This is a genomic window from Thiohalobacter sp. IOR34 (assembly GCF_030406045.1).
GTDB lineage: Bacteria > Pseudomonadota > Gammaproteobacteria > Thiohalobacterales > Thiohalobacteraceae.
Genome location: NZ_CP128988.1, coordinates 720,729 through 743,794, shown reverse-complemented (window position 1 = coordinate 743,794; position 23,066 = coordinate 720,729). Strand labels below are relative to the sequence as shown.

General features: G+C 61.8%; 18 protein-coding genes and 1 other annotated feature. Of the genes, 5 read left to right on the top strand and 13 right to left on the bottom strand.

What is annotated here, in order from left to right; genetic code table 11:
• Positions 1–117: 117 nt before the first annotated feature.
• The 5 genes from QVG61_RS03555 to QVG61_RS03535 all read right to left on the bottom strand — a co-directional run bounded on the left by QVG61_RS03555 (position 118) and on the right by QVG61_RS03535 (position 3,224).
• Complete coding sequence (locus QVG61_RS03555; RefSeq protein ID WP_289931951.1) at positions 118–2,091, bottom strand: DUF2075 domain-containing protein; 1,974 nt, start codon at positions 2,089–2,091, stop codon at positions 118–120.
• Between the two features lie 95 nt (positions 2,092–2,186).
• On the bottom strand, positions 2,187–2,462 hold the full coding sequence (locus QVG61_RS03550; RefSeq protein WP_289931950.1) for a type II toxin-antitoxin system RelE/ParE family toxin: 276 nt from the start codon (positions 2,460–2,462) through the stop codon (positions 2,187–2,189).
• Positions 2,459–2,692 (bottom strand): addiction module protein, encoded by a 234-nt coding sequence (locus QVG61_RS03545; protein ID WP_289931949.1) that lies wholly within the window; start codon positions 2,690–2,692, stop codon positions 2,459–2,461. The genes QVG61_RS03550 and QVG61_RS03545 overlap by 4 nt, the downstream gene beginning before the upstream one ends.
• Before the next feature lie 129 nt (positions 2,693–2,821).
• Positions 2,822–3,091, bottom strand: a complete 270-nt coding sequence (locus QVG61_RS03540; RefSeq protein WP_289931948.1) for a DUF2442 domain-containing protein — start codon at positions 3,089–3,091, stop codon at positions 2,822–2,824.
• Positions 3,051–3,224: a DUF4160 domain-containing protein gene (locus QVG61_RS03535; RefSeq protein WP_289931947.1), complete on the bottom strand. Its 174-nt coding sequence runs from the start codon at positions 3,222–3,224 to the stop codon at positions 3,051–3,053. Before QVG61_RS03535 ends, QVG61_RS03540 begins: the two co-directional genes overlap by 41 nt.
• A 75-nt stretch (positions 3,225–3,299) precedes the next feature.
• Here QVG61_RS03535 and QVG61_RS03530 point away from each other — a divergent pair.
• Positions 3,300–4,519, top strand: a protein-coding gene (locus QVG61_RS03530; RefSeq protein ID WP_289931946.1) for an IS3 family transposase whose coding sequence is annotated in 2 segments (ribosomal slippage) — positions 3,300–3,588 and positions 3,588–4,519 — 1,221 coding nt in all. Because the reading frame shifts where the segments join, the coding sequence is not laid out codon by codon here.
• Positions 3,578–3,694, top strand: a sequence feature (AL1L pseudoknot). It overlaps the preceding gene by 117 nt.
• A 512-nt stretch (positions 4,520–5,031) precedes the next feature.
• Complete coding sequence (locus QVG61_RS03525) at positions 5,032–5,349, top strand: phage integrase N-terminal SAM-like domain-containing protein (RefSeq protein WP_289931945.1); 318 nt, start codon at positions 5,032–5,034, stop codon at positions 5,347–5,349.
• 96 nt (positions 5,350–5,445) lie between these two features.
• Here QVG61_RS03525 and QVG61_RS03520 read toward each other — a convergent pair whose 3' ends face one another.
• The 3 genes from QVG61_RS03520 to nirB all read right to left on the bottom strand — a co-directional run bounded on the left by QVG61_RS03520 (position 5,446) and on the right by nirB (position 11,147).
• Positions 5,446–8,151, bottom strand: a complete 2,706-nt coding sequence (locus QVG61_RS03520) for a nitrate reductase (protein WP_289931944.1) — start codon at positions 8,149–8,151, stop codon at positions 5,446–5,448.
• A gap of 122 nt (positions 8,152–8,273) precedes the next feature.
• Positions 8,274–8,633 carry a nitrite reductase small subunit NirD gene (nirD, locus tag QVG61_RS03515; protein WP_289931943.1) on the bottom strand — a complete coding sequence of 120 codons (360 nt, stop codon included), beginning with the start codon at positions 8,631–8,633 and terminating at the stop codon, positions 8,274–8,276.
• A gap of 72 nt (positions 8,634–8,705) precedes the next feature.
• Positions 8,706–11,147, bottom strand: a complete 2,442-nt coding sequence (nirB, locus tag QVG61_RS03510; protein ID WP_289931942.1) for a nitrite reductase large subunit NirB — start codon at positions 11,145–11,147, stop codon at positions 8,706–8,708.
• A 741-nt stretch (positions 11,148–11,888) separates the two neighbouring features.
• Between nirB and QVG61_RS03505 the strand changes: the two genes are divergently transcribed.
• Together QVG61_RS03505 and QVG61_RS03500 are read left to right on the top strand one after the other, a co-directional pair.
• Positions 11,889–13,358, top strand: coding sequence for a NarK family nitrate/nitrite MFS transporter (locus QVG61_RS03505; RefSeq protein WP_289931941.1), 1,470 nt, complete (start codon positions 11,889–11,891; stop codon positions 13,356–13,358).
• Between the two features lie 103 nt (positions 13,359–13,461).
• Positions 13,462–15,171: a bifunctional protein-serine/threonine kinase/phosphatase gene (locus tag QVG61_RS03500; RefSeq protein WP_289931940.1), complete on the top strand. Its 1,710-nt coding sequence runs from the start codon at positions 13,462–13,464 to the stop codon at positions 15,169–15,171.
• Between the two features lie 277 nt (positions 15,172–15,448).
• On the opposite strand, the gene QVG61_RS03495 is transcribed toward QVG61_RS03500, so the two are convergent.
• A complete protein-coding gene (locus tag QVG61_RS03495; RefSeq protein ID WP_289931939.1) occupies positions 15,449–16,669 on the bottom strand; it encodes an alginate export family protein in 1,221 nt (406 codons plus the stop codon).
• 462 nt (positions 16,670–17,131) lie between these two features.
• On the opposite strand from QVG61_RS03495, the gene glgC reads away from it, so the two are divergent.
• Entirely contained in the window at positions 17,132–18,349 is a 1,218-nt protein-coding gene (glgC, locus tag QVG61_RS03490) for a glucose-1-phosphate adenylyltransferase (RefSeq protein ID WP_289931938.1), read from the top strand.
• 709 nt (positions 18,350–19,058) lie between these two features.
• Here the strand turns inward: glgC and QVG61_RS03485 are convergent.
• From QVG61_RS03485 to QVG61_RS03470, 4 genes are all read right to left on the bottom strand, one after another.
• On the bottom strand, positions 19,059–20,639 hold the full coding sequence (locus tag QVG61_RS03485; RefSeq protein WP_289931937.1) for a peptide chain release factor 3: 1,581 nt from the start codon (positions 20,637–20,639) through the stop codon (positions 19,059–19,061).
• Positions 20,640–21,019: 380 nt separating this feature from the next.
• Positions 21,020–21,580 (bottom strand): PEP-CTERM sorting domain-containing protein, encoded by a 561-nt coding sequence (locus QVG61_RS03480; protein ID WP_289931936.1) that lies wholly within the window; start codon positions 21,578–21,580, stop codon positions 21,020–21,022.
• Positions 21,581–21,822: 242 nt separating this feature from the next.
• Positions 21,823–22,305 (bottom strand): ribosomal protein S18-alanine N-acetyltransferase, encoded by a 483-nt coding sequence (rimI, locus tag QVG61_RS03475; protein WP_289931935.1) that lies wholly within the window; start codon positions 22,303–22,305, stop codon positions 21,823–21,825.
• A 46-nt stretch (positions 22,306–22,351) separates the two neighbouring features.
• Positions 22,352–23,062, bottom strand: coding sequence for a uracil-DNA glycosylase (locus QVG61_RS03470; protein ID WP_289931934.1), 711 nt, complete (start codon positions 23,060–23,062; stop codon positions 22,352–22,354).
• Positions 23,063–23,066 lie beyond the last annotated feature (4 nt).

Here is a 23,066-nt window from a genome sequence, read left to right as displayed (position 1 = left end):
GGCGCTCTCTCGTAATTCCAATTTCCTATCCACCCGCGATGAACCATAGTGAGATCTAGCCCGGCGGCAATGTAGCGCAGCGAAATTGCTGTCCAGTGGAGTGCCTTGTATGTACTTTTATATACATGCCACACCACACTCCATAAAATACTGAAAGACTGGGTTATAGAAATCAGGTTTTCTAGTTCTATCTGATTCATCACCTTCTGGTATAAATATAACCATGCCTTGTCTTGCCCTTGTCAATAAAACTCGATAAGCATTTAATAGGTACCGCCTCCTAATTTCGTCATTAATGTTCTGCCATTCGGTGCCGCGAAAGCTCTTAAATTCCCAGTAGTCATCAAGTTTTCTTAAATTGGCATCCCATGCCACACAGGCCCAATCAAGTTCGAGTCCTTGGATATCGAATTCAGTTGCAACGTCTTCAAGAAATCCGGCCGAACGAATATCACTCCTATCATTTAAGAACCATGTTTTTGGGTCAATAGCGGATTTCACATGTATACCATATGGTCTTAACCTATATGCACCTGACGAAGCGATAATACCCAGGCCCTCACCACCACGAGCCTGCGACCTCAACCATTTTTTCGCATCATCAATATTTCGCGTTACCACAATAGGATAATCGTCCTTTAGTTGCGCGTATATTGTACGGGCCTCCAGAGTATTACCATCTAGGAAAGCTTTAACGAAAGCAGCCAACTTCTCTGAGCGATAGGACCTGACTGATACCGATAGATGAAGTTCATCTCTTACTGTTAGTTGATTATCATTCAACGAGGAGTATATGTTTTCCCCATTTGTGTACTCTTGATCTGTGAGTTTCTTTGAAACATAAACATCCCAATGCGGGTAATCTCTTTGAATTGCCGAAAACCATTCAGACAAACCGGCTTCACCAGTATTTATTTCCTGACCACCTCCAATTAAGCAAATAATAGTTGCCCAATCACTATGCCGATCTAGCACGCTAATAAGGAATTCTGGTTCTGACATATCAAAACCTTGGATACCTTTTTTTCGAGCCATAAAAGATCTTGTTTGCTCTAATGTCCATGCACGTTGCGCCTCATCGAACACCGCTACACGCTCTATAGGGGGCTTGTCATTTTGAAGTGCATCATCTCTGAAATGGTGAATATTCTGAATAAATGCTTTCGTTTTCGTTAAAGCCTGGTTTTTGCTTATTTGCTGAGCTGTGCCTTTTTTTTCAGCCACTTCATTTCTGGCCAGAGCTTCTTGAAGCACTTCAACAAGGGGGCCATTGCCGGAGAGAAATACCGCATGCTCACCTTCGTCAACGTTGTGGCGTTCGTTCGCAATATTGAGACCCGCTAGCGTCTTTCCGGCACCGGGCACCCCTGTAATGAAACAAATTGATTTTCTATTATTTTCCTTAGATGAATTTATAATTTCATTTATCGTGTCTGAAGTGACTCCAAGATTGATAGCTCCTGAATCTGACCTGGATATCTCTTTGACATTGTGACCTTTATATAAAGCCTGGGCCGCTTCAATGATGGTGGGTGTTGGCTTGTATATCGACTCAATCCATTGAACGGGATCTAAATGTTTATCTTCATTGATTTCAGCTGAGATTAACTTTATATGTGAGACAAAATTACTCTGGTTTGATCTTACAGGTGAGAAGACACGATCGGGGTACGATTGAATTTCCAGTTCACAATCAAATGCTTCAGTTGCAACAACTATGGGAACAATGGCTCGACTGTGACTCTCCTCATGGAAATTTTTTAAGTCTACCGCATAGTCCAAGCTTTGTTCTATGGCAGAATTGGTATAACTCTTTTCCCCGACTTTAAATTCAAGGACAAAAATCACGCCTTGATAAAGAAGAACAATATCTACACGCTTCCCCATTCTTGGAATTGCATACTCAAATGCAAGGTAACAGCCTGGCAATTCCGTTAGTGTGTTTTTAAGTATATGGACTTGATATATCCATGCATTTCTCTGTAAATCTTCAAGTGCAAATTGATGATTCCGAGTTAACTCGCCAAGGATCAAGTCATCTCGATCATTCTGAAATTTCTCTAATGTGGCGGAGTAATATGCTCGACTCATCTTATTTATTTTGCTTTATTGCACATAACGGTGTACTTCAGCCGCGCGTTTTTTGCGTCGGCTGGAAGCGCTGGTTATCGGTCATCTCTGTCACGCTAATAGCCGGGCCGACGCCTCTGGTTAGCTACTGCAATAATCCATAACCTGTTATTTTCAGAATCATATATGACAGAGAACGGAAATCGTACTAATACATCCCTACGGAAAACTTCATCAATTGGCGTGCAAATGGCAGGATGCGATCCTATAAGCGCGGTTATTCGCTTCACCTCGGATATAAATCCTTCACCAAGTCCGGGAACTTCATTTTCGTAAAAGTCCGCTGCAGCCAGAAATTCCACGCTTGCTTCTGGGTGGAATTCGATATTCATTTATTCAGGCGATTCCTCGAATTTTTAAAAACGTCCCGGGATGATATACCTTCAACAACGCCATCCTTTAGCTCACGAAATCTTCTCTGTGCTTCCTCTAGCCAGGCTTTCTCAACTTCCGGGTCACGTTCACCATCTAGATCCGCTACAAGATCCCTCAACAAATGATTTCGATCATCATCGCTCAAGGAGCGGATTTCACGTTCTAACTCTTCGACTGTTTTTACCATGTCACTCACCTTAATCGTCAGGTGGCATAATATTACTCCGAACTTCCTTTTGACCGATAACGTTGTGCGCCAGCGGCCGAGCGTAAACGAGGCCCGATCCCCGCAGGGGCGAACTGGGCGCAATTGTTACTAAGAGGTGCTTTTGGCTGACAATGGAAAACGCTCTGGGTGTTCGATAATCTCTTCAGTTAAGTCGACATCCAAATCGGGCCAATAGAAATGACCAGGCGACACCTCTTCTACTTTTAGTACAGATGATAATTTTTGATCTTTGAACCAAGGGAATTGATCGTATGGAATAAACAATTCCTTACCATGCGCAAGAATCCACAAGCCATGGAACGAAATATTTGTTACTTCAACGGCTGAAGTGTTTTTGCCATGTGCTAACGAGCTCATCGTAATGAACCTCTATCAATGATTCGATTTCCTTCAGCTGCTTTCTGCTGAACTGATAATTCCTGGCCAATTCTATCTCTGGACTTAGCCAGAACTTTGCCTCCCCTTCCCCAGATATGATGTGAACATGCATTCTCTCTTCTTCTTTCGAGAAAAAGTGAACCGCCCCGGGTTTACCGGAGACTCTATTTCTTGAGAGGATAGAGTCATGAAGAAGAGTACGAGATATTCCCCGGAAGTGCGGGAACGGGCGGTTCGCATGGTGTTCGAGCACCAGGGTGAACATGATTCACAGTGGGCGGCGATGGCCTCCGTTGCGGCCAAGATTGGCTGTACGCCGGAGACGCTTCGGAAATGGGTGAGACAGGCGGAGCGTGACCAGGGACTGCGAGAGGGCCTGACGACCTCGGAACGTGAGCGGCTCAAGGCGCTGGAGCGGGAGAACCGGGAGCTGAAGCGGGCCAACGAGATACTGAAGACGGCGTCGGCTTTTTTCGCCCAGGCGGAGCTCGACCGCAAGCTGAGGAGATGATCGCCTACATCGACGATCACAAGGATCGCTACGGGGTCGAGCCGATCTGCGCGGTATTGCCGATTGCCCCGTCGACCTACTACGAACACAAGGCCCGTGAGGCCGACCCGGAACGGCTACCGCCGCGTGTGAAGCGCGACCAGGCACTGTCCGATGAGGTCCGGCGGGTCTGGGAAGAGAATTTCCAGGTGTACGGTGCCAGGAAGGTCTGGCGTCAGTTGAACCGGGAGGGGTTCGCGGTGGCACGCTGCACGGTGGAGCGTCTGATGCGGTCGCAGGGGCTGCGTGGCGTGGTACGTGGGCGCCGCTGCCGGACGACGGTCGGCGATGAGGCGGCGGACCGTCCGCTGGACCGGGTGAACCGGCAGTTTACGGCGACGCGGCCGAACCAGTTGTGGGTGGCGGATATCACCTTCGTGGCAACCTGGGCGGGCTTTGTCTATGTGGCGTTCGTAGTGGACGTCTACGCCCGCCGGATCGTCGGCTGGCGCGTGTCGCGCTCGCTCCGGACGGACCTGGTGCTGGATGCGCTGGAGCAGGCGCTGTGGTCTCGCCGGGACACGGAGGGTCTAGTGCATCACAGCGACCGGGGTTGCCAGTACCTGTCGGTGCGCTATACGGAGCGATTGGCCGAGGCAGGTATTGAAGCCTCTGTCGGCAGCCGGGGTGACTCATACGACAACGCTTTGGCGGAAACGATCAATGGCCTGTACAAGGCCGAGGTTATCTACCGGCGGGGTCCCTGGAAGAACATGGAGGCGGTCGAGTACGCGACCCTGGAGTGGGTGGACTGGTTCAACCACCGGCGGCTGCTGGAGCCGATCGGCAATGTACCACCGGCGGAATTGGAAGCGGCGTATTATCGCCACCAGCAAGAGTCGGCCAAGGCGGCCTGACTCAAACAAAATAGTCTCCGGAATATCCGGGGCGGTTCAAAGAAGAATCTGTAACCTTTCTCCTTGAAAACGGTTGGACTCATGATTTTTTTATGCCGAACTATTAGTAGACGGCTCTCGCCGTATATCAAGAAACGCACGGCGAGCGCCGCATTGATAGCCAGTACCGGGTAATAGACGGCGGCTGCCGCCTATCACGGTTTCCAAGGACTCGCCATATTCCCTTATCTATTTGATGCTTTTATATAAAAACCACCAATCTTGCAAGCCTCCGGGTTGAGCGGCGCATGCGGTGACATCAGATTTCCAGCAATAGTGCGGGTGGCGCCGTATATCCATCTGCTTTGGCCCGTTTGATACGGCGCACTAACTCAGTGAAAAACATGGGATTATATGCTCTCGCCGTGCTATCCGGTCTGATATCACGGCGTATTTTCTGAATCGCCTCTGTTGATATCTGTTCTATACTGTATAGAATAACAGTATATGTTGTTTCAGGGAGGAAACAGCCAATGACGGGGATTCGCCTTCTCGATCAGGTGCGGAATACCATCCGCGCCCTTCATTACAGCCGCAAGACGGAACAGGCGTATTGTTATTGGATACGCCACTACATTCGTTTTCATCAATACCGACACCCGATCTCGCTGTGCAATAGGGATGTTGCCCGCTTTCTTTCCCACCTTGCACTTGAACGGCGGCTTTCGGTGACGAGTCAGCATCAGGCCTTCAATGCCCTGGTCTTTCTCTATGCCGAGGTGTTGGGGAAGCCTTTGGGGAAGGCTGATGGGTGGGTCAGGGAAAGCTGCAGCGTGTTGGGGCACGGGTAATCGCGGCCTGGTGGCCGCTCCTACGTAGCTTCACCCTGAAAATCCCTGGTGCAATATCGGGGTTAACCTGGGCTTGCTTGGGGGCTGACGGAACCTTCAGTGATGTGCCGCCAGCAATGCCTTGAGTTCCGGGACGCAGGAACCGCAATTGGTACCGGCTTTCAGCACCTCCCCGATCTCTTCCACGCTGCTCAGCTTCTGTTCCTGTATGGCTTCGATCAGGGTATTGACGCCGACCCCGAAGCAGGCACAGACGACGTGCCCGGCATCCTTCTGGCCGGCGGCGGGCTTGCCAGTGAGCAGGCTGGTGCGCTCGGCATCGTTCAGGGGGCCCTGCTCGAACAGTTGCGACAGCCAGTCACGCGACGGCAACTCGATGTCCGGACCGATGAAGATGCAGCTCTCCAGCCGGCCGTCCACCAGGCGCGCGGCGCGGTAGCGGTTGGCGGCGGTATCGAAGTATTCCAGCCAGTCCACCTCTCTGTCCTGGCTGCACAGCAGCACGCGGGCCTGGCGCGCCCAGTCTTCCGGCGCCTGGTCGCCGGCGATCTCGTAACGCCACATGCCCTGCCCTTTGGCGCAGACCCAGTAGGCAAGGTGAATGGTTCCGCAGGAGCCAGAGAAGGCGCCCTGGGGTACGGCGTCGTGCAGTTCCAGCCGGCGGCGCGAGAGGATGAAGCCGTACCAGGCCAGGTCGCGTGGCTCGATGGCCACCGGCGTGTGCTTGAACTCGGGCTGGCCCGAGACGGGGTCGGTAGCCGGGTTCACCAGGCAGTCGACGCTGGGCACACTGGAGAACTGCAGGTTCCAGTGCATGGGCACGAACACGCTGCCCGGCTGCTGGGCATCGCTGACGCGCGCCCGCACGCTGATCTCGCCCCAGCGGCTGCGCAGCCGCACCAGGCCGTTGTCGCTGATGCCATAACGCGCGGCGTCGTGCGGATGCAGCTCGGCATAGGGTTCGACGATGTGGCCGGACAGGCGCGGCGACTTGCCGGTGCGGGTCATGGTGTGCCAGTGGTCGCGCACCCGGCCGGTGTTGAGCACCAGCGGGTAGTCGGCGTCGGTGGCGTGCTCGGGCCGGCGTTCGCCCACCGCCACCAGCCGCGCGCGACCGCTGGGGGTATGGAAGCGCCCGTCGCCGAACAGGCGCGCCGTGCCGTCAGGCGTGTTGGCCGTCACCGGCCATTGAATGGGCTGCAGGTGATCATAGGCCTCGTCGCCGAGTCCGGCCAGGGCGCTGATGTCGAAATCCCTCGCGCCGTCGTTCTCGAAACCGGACAGGGCCGCATGCTCGCGCCACACCTCCGCCACCGTGCGGTAGTCAAAGGCCTGCTCGAAGCCCATGCGCCGCGCCGCCTCGCTGACGATCCACCAGTCGGGACGGGCTTCGCCCGCCGCGGACAGGAAGGCGCGCTGGCGCGAGATGCGTCGCTCGGAGTTGGTGACCGTGCCTTCCTTCTCGCCCCAGCCCAGCGCGGGCAGCAGCACGTCGGCATAGGCGGTGGTGTCGGTGCGTTCCACGCAGTCCGACACTACCAGGAACTCGCAGGCCTCGAGCGCTGCACGCACGCGGTTGCTGTCGGGCAGGCTCACCGCCGGGTTGGTGGCCATGATCCACAGCGCCTTCACCCGACCTTCGGCCACCGCCTGGAACAGCTCCACCGCCTTCAGGCCGGGGCGTTCGGCGATGCGTGGCGAGTCCCAGAAACGCTGCACCCGATCACGGTGAGCGGGATCTTCGATGTCCATGTGCGCGGCAAGCTGGTTGGCCAGGCCGCCCACCTCACGCCCGCCCATGGCGTTGGGCTGGCCGGTAAGGGAGAAGGGTCCCATGCCGGGGCGGCCGATGCGCCCGGTGGCAAGGTGGCAGTTGAGGATGGCGTTGACCTTGTCGGTGCCATAGGAGAACTGGTTGATGCCCTGCGAGAACACCGTCACCACCCGCTCGGTGCGGGCGAACAGGCGGTAGAATTCGCGCAACTGCTCCGTGGGCAGGCCACAGTCGCGCGCCACCTGGTCGGGATCGCCCGCCTGTTCGCGGGCGGCGGCCAGGGCCTCGGCCGCGCCCTCGGTGCAGCGCTCGACGAACAGGCGGTTGACCTCGCCGGCCCGTTCCAGCCAGGCCAGCAGGCCGTTGAACAGGGTGAGGTCGCTGCCGGGACGCAGCGCCAGGTGCAAATCGGCGATGTCGCAGCTCGACGTGCGGCGCGGGTCGATGACCACCACCATCAGGTCCGGGTTGTCCTGCTTTGCCCTGCGGATGCGCTGGAACAGCACCGGGTGGCACCAGGCGGTGTTGGAGCCGGCCAGCACGATCAGCTTGGCCCGCTCCAGGTCCTCGTAGCTGCAGGGCACGCTGTCGCTGCCGAAGGCGCGCCTGTGGCCGGCCACCGCCGAGGACATGCACAGCCTGGAGTTGGTGTCGATGTTGGCCGAGCCGATGAAGCCCTTCATCAGCTTGTTGGCCACGTAGTAGTCCTCGGTGAGCAACTGGCCGGAGACGTAGAAGGCCACCGCGTCCGGCCCGTGGGTCTCGATGATGCGCCTGAATTCGCCCGCCACCCGGTCCAGCGCCCTCCCCCAGTCGCTGCGCTCACCATCCAGCATCGGATACAGCAGCCGGTTGTCGGGGCCGAGCGTCTCGCCCAGCGCGGCGCCCTTGGAGCACAGCCGGCCGAGGTTGGCGGGATGCTCGGGGTCGCCGCGCACGCTGACGTTCATGGCCTCGTCCACCGAGACCAGGACGCCGCAGCCAACGCCGCAGTAGGGGCAGGTGGTCTTTATTTCGCTGGAAGACATCGGATCATTATACGGAGCGCAGCGGGGTGTTCCTGCAGGTTGCCACAGGTTCCGCATGTTGCGGGTATCGCGGCCTGGTGACCGCTCCTACGGGCAACCCACGCCCCTGTGCTCCGCGGCTGTCAGCGGTTCGGACAGCCTTGGTCCGGACTCAGCGCGAGAAAGATCACGCCGTCCTCGACCCGTACCGGGAAACGTGCCGCGCAGCCCTCGTCGGGGGCCACGGCCTCGCCGGTCTCCAGGCTGATCTTCCAGTCGTGCAGCGGGCAGGCGACCTTGTGGTCGTGCACGATGCCCTGCGACAGCGGCCCGCCCTTGTGCGGGCATCTGTCGCGCAGCGCGAACACCTGGTCGTCCGCGGTACGAAACACGGCGATGTCACCGTCCCGACTGCGGACCACGCGCGCCCCTTGGCGCGGGATCTCCTCCAGCCGCCCCACCTCGATCCATTCCTGCTCTGTCATCGCTGCTTCTGCTTGCATGTTTTCAACACCTGATGGTTTGTTTGCGGGCGGGCATCCGGGCCAACGGCCCATTCCCGCCGAGGGTCATTCTCAACCGACCAGCTTGATCGGCACGAACTCGTGCGCCGCCTCGCCCCTGGCCCGCGCCTCCCAGGGATCGACCTGGGCATGCTTCTGCGCCTCCTGGAAGCGCCGGGCCAGCGCCTTGCGGCCTTCGTCGTCCTCGACCACCCGCTCCTTGACGTAGCTGAGGCCGACGCGCTCGATCCAGGGCGCGGTGCGCTCCAGATAGTGCGCCTCCTCGCGATAGACCTGCATGAAGGCCGCGCAGTATTCCAGCACCTCGGCCTCGGTCTTGACGTGGCACAGGAAGTCGGTGGCCCGTACCTTGACGCCGCCGTTGCCGCCGACGTGCAGCTCATAGCCGGAGTCGACACAGACCACGCCGAAGTCCTTGATGGTCGCCTCGGCGCAGTTGCGCGGACAGCCAGAGGCAGCCAGCTTGAACTTGTGCGGCGTCCACGAACCCCAGGTCAACTGCTCCAGGGCGATGCCCAGGGCCGTCGAGTCCTGGGTGCCGAAGCGGCACCACTCCTTGCCGACACAGGTCTTCACCGTGCGCAGCGCCTTGCCATAGGCATGCCCGGAGACCATGCCCGCCGCGCTCAACTCTCGCCAGATGGCGGGCAACTGTTCCTTGGCCAGACCATAGAGACCGATACGCTGGCCACCGGTGACGTGCACCGTCTTGACCTCGTAGCGCTCGGCGATGTCGGCGATGGTGCGCAGTTCCTCCGGCGAGGTGATGCCACCCCACATGCGCGGGATTACCGAGTAGCTGCCGTCCTTCTGGATGTTGGCGTGGGCGCGCTCGTTGATGAAGCGCGACTGGCTGTCGTCCTGGTAGTCCGCCGGCCACTGGCAGAGCAGATAGTAGTTCAGCGCCGGCCGGCACTTGGCGCAGCCGTCCGGGGTCTTCCAGTCGAGGGCGCGCATCAGCGCCTGCATCGACTTCAGTTCCTGGTCGCGGATCGCCGCGCGGACCTCGTCGTGGGTGTGTTCGGTGCAACCGCACAGCGGCTTGAGGTGCGGGGCGGTGGAGTAGTCGCCACCCAGCACGTGGGACAGCAGCGCCTCGACCAGGCCGGTGCAGGAACCGCAGGAGCTGGACGCCTTGGTGTGGGCGCGCACCTCCTCCAGGGTGAACAGCTTCTTCTCGGTGATGGCCTTGACGATGTCGCCCTTGCAGACGCCGTTGCAGCCGCAGATCTCGGCGCTGTCGGCCATGGCCGCCACCCGCTTGTCGTCGCCATGCCCGGAATCGCCGAGGTGCGCCTGGCCGAACAGCAGGTGGTCGCGGATGTCGCTGACGTCGGTGGCATCGCGCATCAGCTCGAAATACCAGCTACCGTCGATGGTGTCGCCGTACATCACGGCACCGATGATGCGGTTGTCGCGCAGCACCACCTTCTTGTAGACCTCGCGCCCCGGATCCTGCAGCACCAGCGACTCGGTGTTCTCGTCGCCGTGGAAGTCGCCGGCCGAGAACAGGTCGATGCCGGTCACCTTGAGCTTGGTCGAGGTCAGCGAGCCCTCATAGCGGGCGATGCCCATCTTCGCCAGGTGGTTGGCGCAGACCTTGGCCATCTCGAACAACGGCGCCACCAGGCCGTAGGTCTGGCCGCGGTGCTGCACGCATTCGCCGACCGCATAGATGCGCGGATCGAAGGTCTGCAGCGTGTCGTTGACGACCACGCCGCGCTCGCAGTGCAGGCCACAGGACTTGGCCAGTTCGATGTTGGGGCGGATGCCGACCGACATCACCACCAGGTCGGCGGCCACCTCCAGGCCGTCCTTGAAGCGCACCCCCTCGACCCGGTCCCGGCCAAGGATCGCCTCGGTCTGGGCCGGCATCAGGAAACTCAGCCCCCGCGCCTCCAGCGAGCGCTTCAGCATGCCCGCCGCCGGCGCATCGAGCTGCCGCTCCATCAGGCTGTCCATGAGATGCACCACGGTGACGTCCATGCCCTGCTTCTGCAGACCGTTGGCCGCCTCCAGCCCGAGCAGGCCGCCGCCGATGACCACCGCCTTGCCATTGGTCTTGCCGGCCGCCTGCAGCATGCGCTCCACGTCGGCGATGTCGCGGAAGGCGATCACCCCGTCCAGCTCCTTGCCGGGCACCGGGATGATGAAGGGCTGCGAGCCGGTGGCCAGGATCAGGCGGTCATAGGCGGCCTCGGTGCCATCGTCGGCGCGGACGATGCGCCGCACCCGGTCGATCTCCACCACCTTCTTGCCCTTGTGCAGGGTGATGCCGTTTTCCGCATACCATTGCTCGTCGTTGAGCATGATCTCGTCGAGCGTCTTCTCACCGGCCAGTACCGGCGACAGCATGATGCGGTTGTAGTTGCCATAGGGCTCGGCACCGAACACCGTGATCTCGTATTGCTCGGGGTCGATCTTCAGCAACTCCTCGAGGGTGCGGACACCTGCCATGCCATTGCCGACCAGGACCAGTTTCTCTTTCGTCATCTGTGGTTGCTCCAAGTGCATGCGTTCTCAATGCGATACCGGGGTTATGGCAAGGAGCGTGCCAGCGACCGCAGGCCGCGCCTGCGCAGGGCTAAGCCGATGTGATGATTAGAGTTTACTGATAAACCCGGGGACTGAAGCGGAATCTTGCGCCCCAAAATGGCGCACCAACCTGGTGCAGCGGAGCGCCTGCCTGCCTCCTCATACAGCCCCGGCCATCCGCATCCGGGATAGCCCGGATATTGCACCAAGGATTCGATGCTCAGGGCGAGGCTGGCAAAGCAGCTTGGGTGATCGTCCGAAAAACCATGGCCGTCGCTATGGTTCGAGGGGGATCGCCCAGGATGCGCAGCCAGAGTCGGCCTGACATCGAATAGGCGCAAACTGCAACCCGCCCGGAGGGCCTTTCATGCCCATGGCGTCCTTGGATTACAGCGCGAACCCCGTTCATGCCAGCCGCCTTGGTGCAATATCCGGGATAGCCACCGCTTGCAGGTGAATCCGCCCGTAGGAGCGGCCTCCCGGCCGCGATCAGGGCAGCCCATATCTTTGCCGCGCCTATGAGCAACCCCTCACCCCCTGCAGGAGCAAACGGCTGTCCACACGCACCCATTTCGTGCACCTGTGGCGCTCATGAACCTCCAGCAACAATGGAATCAGCTTCTTAATCATCGACTTGCATTCATGGCATGGTGCTTGCTGAAGGTGGAGACATTCGAACATCGTCTTTCGAGGTACCCCATGTCACAACCGACACTCAACCTGCTCAGTTTCAAGGGCAACATGCGCATCCTGCATCTCACCTGGTTTGCCTTCTTCCTCAGCTTCTTCATCTGGTTCAACATGGCACCGCTGATCGGGGTGATGCGCGAGGCGCTGAATCTGACCGACCAGCAGGTCAAGACACTGTTCATCCTCAACGTGGCGCTGACCATTCCCGCGCGAATCGTCGTCGGCATGCTGGTCGATCACTTCGGTCCACGGCGCATGTATGCCCTGCTGCTGGTCGCCGGCGCCTTCCTCTGCTTCGGCTTCGCCTTCGCCGATGAATACGAGCAACTGGCCCTGATGCGCTTCCTGCTCGGCTTCGTCGGCGCCGGCTTCGTCATCGGCATCCGCATGGTCAGCGAATGGTTCCCGGCCAGGCAGGTCGGCGTCGCCGAAGGCGTCTATGGCGGCTGGGGCAACTTCGGCTCGGCCGCTGCCGCCATGATCCTGCCCAGCCTCGCCCTGTGGTTCGGTGGCGAGGACGGCTGGCGCTGGGCCATCGCCGCGACCGGCGTGCTGGCGCTGATCTATTCGATGGTCTATTTCTTTTCGGTCTCGGACACACCCAAGGGCTCGACCTACTTCAAGCCGAGGAAATCGGGCGCCATGGAAGTCACCAGCAAGGGGGACTTCTTCCTCTACCTCGTCATGAACATCCCCATGTATGCCGCCCTGGCCCTGCTCACCTGGAAGCTCGGCCCCGGCAACCTGGGCATGCTGGAGACGACGACCACCTGGTTCATCTATGCCTCGCTGGCGGGCATCTATCTTTTCCAGGTGGTCCGCATCTATCAGATCAACGGCCATGTCTTTCACCAGGAGGTGCCGGAGATCGAGCGCTACAGCTTCAAGCAGGTGGCCGTGCTGGATCTGGCCTACATGGTCACCTTCGGCTCCGAACTGGCGGTGGTCTCCATGCTGCCGCTATTCTTCCTCGACACCTTCGGGCTGAGTCCGGCCAGCGCCGGCCTGCTGGCCTCGGGCTATGCCTTCATGAACCTGGTGGCCCGCCCCGGCGGCGGCCTGATCAGCGATCGCTTCGGTCGCAAGAAGACCCTGCTGATCCTGATCGGCGGCCTGGTCGCGGGCTACTTCCTGCTCGGCAACATCGACAGCGGCTGGCCGGTATGGCTGGCGGTGATCGCCACCATGACCTGCTCCTTCTTCGTCCAGGCGGGTGAAGGTGCGGTGTTCGCCATGGTTCCCCTGGTCAAACGCCGCCTCACCGGACAGGTGGCCGGCATGGCCGGCGCCTACGGCAGCGTCGGCGCCGTGACCTTCCTCACCGTGCTATCCTTCGTCACGCCGCAGGTCTTCTTCCTCACCATCGCCGGCGCCGCGCTGCTCACCCTGGTCGCGGTGTTCGTCTTCCTCGACGAACCCAGGGGCCACATGCACGAGGTGCTGCCCGATGGCACGGTGCAGATGATCGAGGTGAGCTGAGGGGCGGCGTTCCGGCCGCGATTTTGCTGGGAACCCTGATCGCGGCCGGGAGGCCGCTCCTACACTCCGTGGCTATTGCGCGCTGAGCAGATAGAATCTCCCCATGCCAGAACTCGACGTCAACGCCGGCCAGTACTCCTCGGCCGGGGTCAAGGAGTCCAACGACGACTCCTGCGGCATCCGCATCCCCAGGCCGCCGCTGCTGCTCACCAAGGGCATCGCCGTGGTGATCGCCGACGGCATGAGCGGCAGCGAGGCCGGCAAGGAGGCCGCCGAGGCCTGCGTGCAGGGCTTTCTCAACGACTACTTCAGCACCCCGGACTCCTGGAGCGTCGAGACCTCCGGCGCCAAGATCCTCACCGCCCTGAACCGCTGGCTGTACGGCCAGGGGCAGCAGCAGTACGGCAGCCACAAGGGCATGGTGGCCACCCTCAGCGCCCTGATCGTCAAGTCCGACACCGCCTTTCTGTTCCATGTCGGCGACACGCGCATCTACCGCAAGCGCAGCGGTGAACCCCTCGAGCGCCTGACCCGCGACCACCGCTTCCACGTCGACGAGCACAAGAGCTACCTGAGCCGGGCCATGGGCATCGACCTGCACCTGGACATCGATTTCCGCAGCCTGCCCGTGGAGCGCGGCGACCGCTTCCTGCTCACCACCGACGGCATCCACGACGTGCTCGACGACCGCCAGCTCGAACAGCTGATCGAGGCACATGCCGAGGATCCGGAGGCCTGCACCCGGGCCATCGTCGAGGCCGCGCTGGCGGCAGGCAGCGACGACAACCTGACTTGCCAGATGCTGCACCTGGTGCAGCTTCCGCTACCCAGCGCGGACGAGGTCTATCAGCGCCTCACCGAACTGCCCTTCCCGCCACCGCTGGAAGCCGGCATGGTGCTGGACGGCTACCGCATCCTGCGCGAACTGCATGCCAGCCGCCGGACCCAGGTCTACCTGGCTGTCGATACCGAGACGCAGCAGCAGGTGGTGATCAAGACCCCTTCGGTGAACTACGAGGACGATGCGGAATACATCGACGCCTTTCTGCACGAGGAGTGGGTGGGACGGCGGCTGAACAGTCCGCACGTGCTGCGGGTGCTGGAGCCGCCGCGGCGGCGTAGCTGCCTGTACTATGTCACCGAGCACGTTGCCGGCCAGACCCTGCGCGAATGGATGCACGACCACCCCGGCCCCTCGCTGACCGCGGTGCGCGACATCGTCACCCAGATCGCCGCCGGCCTGCGTGCCTTCCATCGCCTGGAGATGATCCACCAGGACCTGAAACCGGAGAACATCCTGATCGACGAACAGGGGACGGTGAAGCTCATCGACTTCGGCTCCACCAAGATTGCCGGCATCGAGGAGATCAGCATGCCCTTCGGCCGCGACAATCTGCTCGGCACCCGACACTACACGGCACCCGAGTATCTGCAGGGCTACCCCGCAAGCAATGTCTCCGACATCTTCTCGCTCGGCGTGATCAGCTACGAGATGCTCACCGGCCAGCTACCCTACAAGGCGGAACTCAGGCCGCGCAACCTGCAGCGGGTCCGCTACCGGCCGGCGCGGCAGTTCAACCCCGAGGTGCCGGCCTGGATGGACGCCGCCCTGCAGAAGGCCACCCGCATCGATCCCGAGCGGCGCTACCGGCTGCTGTCGGAGTTCGTGCACGACATCGGCCAGCCCAACACGCAACTGCAGCGCGACGAGATCCCTCCGCTGCTGGAACGCAACCCGGTCGCCTTCTGGCGTGGCCTGGCCATCTTCCTGCTGCTGGCCAATCTGGCCCTGCTGTTCCACTTCATGTCCTAGCAGGCTGCTGACAGAGCCGGGGCGGTTTCGTCTGAGACAAACGGCCACACCACGATTCGGTCACAACCCCGATCGCGGCCTGGCGACCGCTCCTACGGGCGGATCCGCCACGCCAACGGTAGGAGCGATCGCCAGGTTACGGTCAGGGCGGCCACCAGGCCATCGGTAGGAGCGGCCTCCAGGCTGCGATCACTATGATCGCCTCCCGAGCAAACCGGAACAACGAAAAAGGCCGCAACCCCGGAAGGAGCTGCGGCCCGATCCCAGGGGAGGAGGATCAGAACTTCAGACTGCCCCAGAGCCAGAACTTGCTGGTGTCGGTGAGGTAGTTGTCGGCATCGTAGTTGGCATACTTGGCGCCGACGCTGTAGTGCTTGCCGAACTTCTTGGCGGCCAGCAGATCCCACTCCGTACCGTAGTCGGTGCTGCCCCGGTCGGAAGAGAAATCGTGGTAGACCGCCTTCAGCTTGACCCCGGCCAGCGAACCGCCGACGGTCACGAACACATCCTTCAGACCGTCGGCCGGGGTGTTGAGGAACTTGTCGGCCCAGCCGTTGAAGGCATGCTTGGTGGCGATCGGCGTCTCGAAGCCGCTGTAGTTGTCGGCGCCGAGCAGCTCGTAGCTGACCTTGGCGGTGATGCCGCTGACCTTGGCACCCAGCTCGAACAGCTGGTAGTCGCCATCGATGCCGTTGTCGCCATCCTTGTAGTCGCTCTGCTGGGCATATTCCGCCGTGTACAGCAGCGACCAGCCATCCATGTCGTGTGAACCGGCGAAGCGCAGGCCCAGGGTCTTCTGCGAGGCGGCCGGGGAGTTGGTGAACTCGATCAGATAGGCATAGGCGGTCAGCTTGCCGAAGGACAAACCGTTGTAGCCGGCATTCAACACATGCGCCTTGACGTCGATGTCGGTATCCGTGATGGTGTTGACGTTGGTGACATAGCCATAGACCAGGGTGGTATCCGGCAACGAGGTGTTGACCAGGCTGAAGCCGTTGAAGGTCTGCTCGTTCTGGCGCCAGCCGACGTTGCCCACGAAACGGGCATTGTCGAGAATCACCCGCTGCAGGCCGTAGCGCAGGGTGGTGTCGCTCAGGCCGGTGTAATCGATGTAGGCCTGATTGACCTCGGTGGCATCCGGGTCGGCGATCGTCGGGTAGTTGGTCTTGCCGTTCTTGCTGCTGTTGAAATCGTCGTCACCGATCGCCGTGGTGTCCTCGAACTCGGCGAATACCTTGAAGCCCCGATAGTCGCCGGTGCGGTAACCGAGGCGGGTACGCAGGGTCAGCCCCTTGGCATCCTTGCTGACGCCGTCCTGGTCGACCGTCTCGTAGCGCAGCCGCATATCCAGGTTGGGCGTGCCGCCAGTCAGCGCGGCGGTGATGTCGTCGCCGGCCTGCACCAGCGGTGCCGCGCCGAGCGTGGTTATGGCCATGCAGGCCGCGGCCAGCGGATGCAGCCGCAGGACTGGCTGCCGGAAAAGCCCTTTCTGTTTCATACCGGATCTCCTTAACAGTTGACATACCCTCACCAAAGACAGGGAAACTAGACATCAACCCTGAAGCGGCCTCATTGACTTGCATCAAGCCGCCCCCTGGCAGGAAAAGCCAAGCGTTACAAGGAGAAAAGGCCATCAAACGGAAATCAGCAATATTCTAATATACCTCGCAGGCACGGCCAGCGACGGCGGGCGACAGGATAAAACCCAGGATAAATAAATGGTTAATGCAAGGCCGCTCCAGCGGGGCATAGCGGGTGCTGGCAGCCATGGAACGACCCTGCCGGGCCGTGCCCGGCGAGCTGCCGCTGCCGACTGTCAGTTACGGTCAGAGCGGTTTTTTTTCGGCCCTGGCGGCGCCCCGCCCGATGCTGGAGGAAGAACAAGGACATCGGCCGGGCGATCGGTATAATGCGCCCCCACTCAACCCGGGCTGGTGCTATTAATCGAAGGACCAAGACCATGCTGGACGAAACCCTCACCATCATCCTGGCCGGCGGCATCGGTTCACGCCTGCAACCGCTGACCCGCGACCGTGCCAAGCCAGCGGTCCCCTTCGGTGGCAAATACCGGATCATCGATTTCACCCTCAGCAACTGTCTGCACTCGGGATTGCGCCGCATCCTGGTGCTGACCCAGTACAAGTCGCATTCGCTGCAGAAACACCTGCGTGACGGATGGTCGATCTTCAATCCGGAACTGGGCGAATACATCACCACGGTGCCGCCGCAGATGCGCATGGGCGAGAGCTGGTATGCCGGCACCGCCGATGCCATCTACCAGAATCTCTATCTGCTGGAGCGCAGCGGTGCGCGCCAGGTGCTGATTCTCTCCGGCGATCACATCTACCGCATGGACTATGCCGCCATGCTGCGTTTCCACGAACAGCAGGCGGCTGACGTGACCATCGCCTGCATGGAGGTCGATCTGCAAGAGGCGAGTCAGTTCGGCGTGCTCAGCGTGGACGCGGAGCAACGCATCACAGCCTTCGCGGAGAAACCGGATCAGCCGACCGCGATGCCGGACGATCCCCGCCGTGCCCTGGTATCGATGGGCATCTATGTGTTCTCCACCGAGCTGCTGCTGGACCGGCTACGCGCCGACCATGCCGATCCCGCCTCCAGCCACGACTTCGGCAAGGACATCCTCCCCGGCCTGATCCAGGAGCGGCGTCTCTATGCCCACCGCTTCGGCGGCGAACAGGGGCGGGTCACACCGGACCGCTACTGGCGCGACGTCGGTACCCTGGACGCCTTCTACGAGGCCAACATGGACCTGCTTCGTCCGCAGCCCTCGCTCAACCTCTACCAGAAGGACTGGCCGATCCGCACCTATCAGCCGCAGGCGGCACCGGCCCGAACCATACCCGGCGCCTCCGGCAACGAGGGCCTGTTCCTCAATTCCATCGTCGCCGGCGGCACGGTGATCGCCGGCGGCAGCGTACAGCATTCCATCCTCTTCCCCCACGTCTATATCGGCGACGAGACCGTGGTGCAGGACAGCCTGCTGTTCAACGAGGTGGAGGTGGGGGATGGCTGCGAACTGCATCGCTGCATCGTCGACAAGGGGGTACGGATCCCGGACGGCACCCGTATCGGTGTCGAGCCGGAGGCCGACCGCGAGCGTTTCACCATCTCGCCCAACGGCATCGTGGTAGTGGCCAGGGACGCGGTGCTCTGAGATCCATCCCGTTGCCCGGGGTGGCGGCCGCACCGCGATTGTCGTGGCCTTCTGTCGCGGCCTGGAAACCGCTCCTACGGGAGGGGGTCGGCCTTGCCCCGTGGGAATGGTGGCCGCGCTGCGATTGTTGTGGGCCTCTGTCGCGGCCTGGAGGCCGCTCCTACGGGAGGGGGGCGGCCTTGCCCCGTGGGAATGGTGGCCGCGCTGCGATTGTTGTGGGCCTCTGTCGCGGCCTGGAGACCGCTCCTACGGGAGGGGGTCGGCCTTGCCCCTTGGGAATGGTGGCCGCGCTGCGATTGTTGGGACCCCCTGTCGCGGCCTGGAGACCGCTCCTACGCACGGGTTCTGTCTTGCCCCGTGGGGATGGGCGGCTGCGTTGTGATTGTTGTGAGCCTCTGTCGCGGCCTGGAGACCGCTCCTACGGGAGGGGGTCGGCCTTGCCCCGTGGGAATGGCGGCCGCGCTGCGATTGTTGTGGGCCTCTGTCGCGGCCTGGAGGCCGCTCCTACGCACGGGTTCTGTCTTGCCCCGTGGGATGGGCGGCTGCGTTGTGATTGTTGCGGGCCTTCTGTCGCGGCCTGGAGGCCGCTCCTACGCTCAGGTTCTGTCTTGCCCCGTAGGAGCGGTCTCCAGGCCGCGATTTGCCCCCCCGTGGCAGCCAGGATTCGCGGCGCAGCACGCATCATCCCAGCGACTGCGTCACCCCGCTGTCAATGCTCGCGGGTGGCGTGGAAGCGGATCTCGGGCCACTTCTCCTCGGCCATCTGCAGATTGACCCGGGTCGGCGCGATATATACCAGCTCGCCGGCCTGGTCGATGGCCAGGTTGTCGTGGGCCTTCTCGCGGAACCGCTCCAGCAGCTTCGGGTCATCGCATTCGATCCAGCGAGTGGTTGCCACCGGCACGGCCTCGAAACTGCAGTCGACCTTGTATTCGTCCCGCAGCCGCTGCGCCACCACGTCGAACTGCAGCACACCGACCGCGCCAAGGATAAGATCGTTGTTCTTCAACGGCCGGAACAGCTGGGTGGCGCCCTCCTCGCACAGCTGGTCGAGGCCCTTCTGCAGCGCCTTCATCTTCAGCGGATCCCTGAGGATGGCGCGGCGGAACAGCTCCGGCGCGAAGTTGGGGATGCCGGTGAACTTGAGCACCTCGCCCTGGGTGAAGGTATCGCCGATGCGGATGGTGCCGTGATTGTGCAGGCCGATGATGTCCCCCGGCCAGGCCTCCTCCACATGGCCGCGCTCGGCGGCTAGGAAGGTCAGCGCATTGGCCACGGTCACGTCACGGCCGATGCGCACATGGCGCATCTTCATGCCCTTGCGGTAACAGCCGGAGCAGACCCGCAGGAAGGCGATACGGTCGCGGTGAGCGGGGTCCATGTTTGCCTGGATCTTGAACACGAAACCGCTGAACGCCTCTTCGTCGGCGGCGACGCTGCGCGTCTCGGTCGGACGCGGCTGCGGCGGCGGGGCGTACTCGACGAAGTAGTCGAGCAGTTCCTGGATACCGAAGTTGTTGATCGCCGAACCGAAGAACACCGGGGTCAGTTCACCGGCCAGGTAGGGCTCGACCTCGAAGGCGTGGCTGGCACCGCGCACCAGTTCGATCTCCTCGCGCAGCTCCTCGGCCTGTCCGCCCAGCACCTCGTCGGCCAGCGGGTTGTCCAGCCCCTTGATGACGGTCACGTCCTGGCGCTCGCTGCCCTTGCCCGGGGTGTAGAGATGGATGCTGTCCTCGAGCAGGTGATAGACGCCGCGAAAGCGCTTGCCCATGCCGATCGGCCAGGTGACCGGCGCACAGCGGATGTCGAGCACCTCCTCCACCTCGTCCAGCAGCTCGATCGGTTCCTTGCCCTCGCGGTCGAGCTTGTTGATGAAGGTGAAGATGGGCGTGGTGCGCAGGCGGCAGACCTCCATCAGCTTGATGGTGCGCGCCTCGACGCCCTTGGCCACGTCGATCACCATCAGCGCCGAGTCGACTGCGGTCAGGGTACGGTAGGTGTCTTCCGAGAAGTCCTCGTGACCGGGGGTATCGAGCAGATTGACCATGCGCTCCCGGTAGGGGAACTGCATCACCGAAGAGGTCACCGAGATGCCGCGTTCCTTCTCCAGCGCCATCCAGTCCGAGGTGGCATGACGCGCCGCCTTGCGGCCCTTGACACTGCCGGCCTGCTGGATGGCGCCGCCGAACAGCAGCAGCTTTTCGGTCAGGGTGGTCTTGCCCGCATCCGGGTGGGAGATGATGGCAAAGGTGCGGCGCCGGGCCGCTTCGGAGGCAATGCTGGACATGGGGATCGTATGGAATCGGTACAAAGACCGTTCATTCTACCCCATTTGCGGCCGGTCCTGCCCGAAAAACCCGCGGGCATCGCGGGGGTACCCCTTGAGCCCGGAGGGAACGCCAACCTGTGTCGCTCCGCGCCTTTCTGGTTCCAGGGGGCCGGCTGAAGATGCCGTGCGGCCAACACCGATCGCGGCCTGGAGGCCGCTCCTACCCAGGGGGCCGGCTGAAGGTGCCGCGCAGCCAACACCGATCGCGGCCTGGAGACCGCTCCTACCCAGGGGGCCGGCTGAAGATGCCATGCGGCCAACACCGATCGCGGCCTGGAGACCGCTCCTACGCGGCGGTCGGCCAAGCTGCCAATCGAATCCCTGGTGCGATAGGCAGGCTAGCTGCCAAGGCGGCGCCCCTGCCAGCCAAGCAACCCCAGGCCACCAAGCATCAACCACAGCGCGGCGGGAAGGGGAACGGCGCTGACGGTGACGCTGGTGCCGGTAAAGGTTACGCTCTGCGGGCTATTGTTCGCATCGTAGAAGGTGTTCCAGGCGCCGCTGTTGGCGACCCCGATGCTGGCCGTGCCGGCGCCGATGGCCAGGAAGTCCAGGGTCAGGACGCTGCCGCCGGTGGACGCCGTCAGGGCATCCAGCCCCAGGCCGGTGAGGCTGCCCGCTGTCGTCGTCGGCGCGGTGAGGATCCAGCCGGTGGCCGGCGCGCCGTAGCCGCTGAAGCTGAGCAGGGTACTGTCGTAGCTGATGTCGACCACGCCGCCCAGGGTGGGATCGCTGCTGAAGTCGAACACCAGATCGATGCTCAGGGTATCGCCCACGGCGACCGTCGGCGTGGTGGCCTGCAACCAAACCTGGTTGCCGGTGGTGACCACGGCCTGGGCGGTTGCCATACCCAGGCACAGGGCCGCCAGCAGCCAGAATTTGCTAAGGATCTTGCACATGGCTCGTTCGCCTCCTCCAGGATCGGTACCCCCGGTACCGACGGACTGTTGTTATGATCCTGAGCCTGAAGCAAGCCCCGTGCCACGAAAACTTTTCTTTTCTATACAACAGGTTAGGGATAAACGACGCATCCGGCCACAGAATATGTCAATAATCCCGACATACACGGCCTTGCAGGCTTTGGAATTTCAACAGCTTACGCCAATTCCAGGAACAAAGAGGTGTAAGGGTTTTCGACACTTCAATCCGGGATCTCGCCCTCCAGCGGGCGGGCCAGCACCAGGGCATCCTCCCGCGCTTCCCCCGCGGGGTAGTAGTCACGCCGGCGACCCACTTCGACGAAGCCCAGCGCCTCGTACAGCCTGAGCGCGACCCGGTTGGACGGACGCACCTCCAGAAACAGGGTATCGGCCCGGTTGCGGCGCGCTACCGAGATCAGATGCCGCAGCAGACGCCGCCCCAACCCCCGCCCCTGGGATTCGGGCCGCACGCAGAGATTGAGGATGTGCGCCTCGCCGACTGCCACGCTCATCACCGCGTAGCCCTCGATCCGCCCCTCGCATTCGTGGACCCAGCAGTTGTAACCGACCCGCAGGCAGTCGCGCAGGATGCCCTCGGTCCAGGGATAGGGGTAGGCGCGGCGCTCGATCTCCATCACCGCGGCGACGTCATCCGCCGTCATCGGCCGATAGCGGCCGCCTGGCTGCTTCAGCACGGCAGCCATGGCCTGATCCTCCCCCAGCCGGGCTGCCGGACCCGCCACGCGGCCATCAATCTGCCTCGCGCACCACCTGCCGGGCCAGCAGCAGATCCTGCCAGGCCTTGCGCTTCTCGGCCGGCGCACGCAGCAGATAGGCGGGATGGTAGGTGACCACCAGGGGAATGCCCTGGTAGTCGTGCACCCGGCCACGCAGCCGTCCCAGCGGCTGCTGGGTCTTGAGCAGATTCTGGGCGGCGATGCGTCCCACGGCGAGAATGATCTTCGGCTGGATCAGCTCGATCTGGCGCCGCAGGTAGGGTTCGCAGGCAGCGACCTCCTCCGGCCGCGGGTCGCGGTTGTTGGGCGGCCGGCACTTGAGGACGTTGGCGATATAGACCTTTTGCCGGTCCAAGTCGATCGCCCGCAGCATGGCATCCAGCAGCTGACCGGCACGGCCGACGAAGGGCTCGCCCCGCCGGTCCTCCTCCGCCCCTGGCGCCTCCCCCACCACCAGCCAGTCGGCCGTCCGGTTGCCGACCCCGAACACCGTCCGGCTGCGGGTCTGGTGCAGTTCGCAACGGGTGCAGTGCGCCACCCGTTCGGCCAGGGCGTCCCAGTCGAGTCCTTCCAGGACATCCGCTGCGTCCGCCGGCCCCGCTGCCGGCGGCGCAGGCTCCGGCGAGGCAGCGGCCACGCTGCCCGCCCCCGGGCGGCCCTCGCGCCAGAGCACGATGCCCATGGCCTCGAGATAGCGCTGCAACTCGTCGACACCGGCCGTCATTGCC

Excerpts from the sequence above, each read along its gene's own strand:
- QVG61_RS03555 (WP_289931951.1), bottom strand. The coding sequence starts at position 2,091 with ATGAGTCGAGCATATTACTCCGCCACATTAGAGAAATTTCAGAATGAT.
- QVG61_RS03550 (WP_289931950.1), bottom strand. The coding sequence starts at position 2,462 with ATGAATATCGAATTCCACCCAGAAGCAAGCGTGGAATTTCTGGCTGCA.
- QVG61_RS03545 (WP_289931949.1), bottom strand. The coding sequence starts at position 2,692 with ATGGTAAAAACAGTCGAAGAGTTAGAACGTGAAATCCGCTCCTTGAGC.
- QVG61_RS03540 (WP_289931948.1), bottom strand. The coding sequence starts at position 3,091 with ATGAGCTCGTTAGCACATGGCAAAAACACTTCAGCCGTTGAAGTAACA.
- QVG61_RS03535 (WP_289931947.1), bottom strand. The coding sequence starts at position 3,224 with ATGCATGTTCACATCATATCTGGGGAAGGGGAGGCAAAGTTCTGGCTA.
- QVG61_RS03525 (WP_289931945.1), top strand. The coding sequence starts at position 5,032 with ATGACGGGGATTCGCCTTCTCGATCAGGTGCGGAATACCATCCGCGCC.
- QVG61_RS03520 (WP_289931944.1), bottom strand. The coding sequence starts at position 8,151 with ATGTCTTCCAGCGAAATAAAGACCACCTGCCCCTACTGCGGCGTTGGC.
- nirD (WP_289931943.1), bottom strand. The coding sequence starts at position 8,633 with ATGCAAGCAGAAGCAGCGATGACAGAGCAGGAATGGATCGAGGTGGGG.
- nirB (WP_289931942.1), bottom strand. The coding sequence starts at position 11,147 with ATGACGAAAGAGAAACTGGTCCTGGTCGGCAATGGCATGGCAGGTGTC.
- QVG61_RS03505 (WP_289931941.1), top strand. The coding sequence starts at position 11,889 with ATGTCACAACCGACACTCAACCTGCTCAGTTTCAAGGGCAACATGCGC.
- QVG61_RS03500 (WP_289931940.1), top strand. The coding sequence starts at position 13,462 with ATGCCAGAACTCGACGTCAACGCCGGCCAGTACTCCTCGGCCGGGGTC.
- QVG61_RS03495 (WP_289931939.1), bottom strand. The coding sequence starts at position 16,669 with ATGAAACAGAAAGGGCTTTTCCGGCAGCCAGTCCTGCGGCTGCATCCG.
- glgC (WP_289931938.1), top strand. The coding sequence starts at position 17,132 with ATGCTGGACGAAACCCTCACCATCATCCTGGCCGGCGGCATCGGTTCA.
- QVG61_RS03485 (WP_289931937.1), bottom strand. The coding sequence starts at position 20,639 with ATGTCCAGCATTGCCTCCGAAGCGGCCCGGCGCCGCACCTTTGCCATC.
- QVG61_RS03480 (WP_289931936.1), bottom strand. The coding sequence starts at position 21,580 with ATGTGCAAGATCCTTAGCAAATTCTGGCTGCTGGCGGCCCTGTGCCTG.
- rimI (WP_289931935.1), bottom strand. The coding sequence starts at position 22,305 with ATGGCTGCCGTGCTGAAGCAGCCAGGCGGCCGCTATCGGCCGATGACG.
- QVG61_RS03470 (WP_289931934.1), bottom strand. The coding sequence starts at position 23,062 with ATGACGGCCGGTGTCGACGAGTTGCAGCGCTATCTCGAGGCCATGGGC.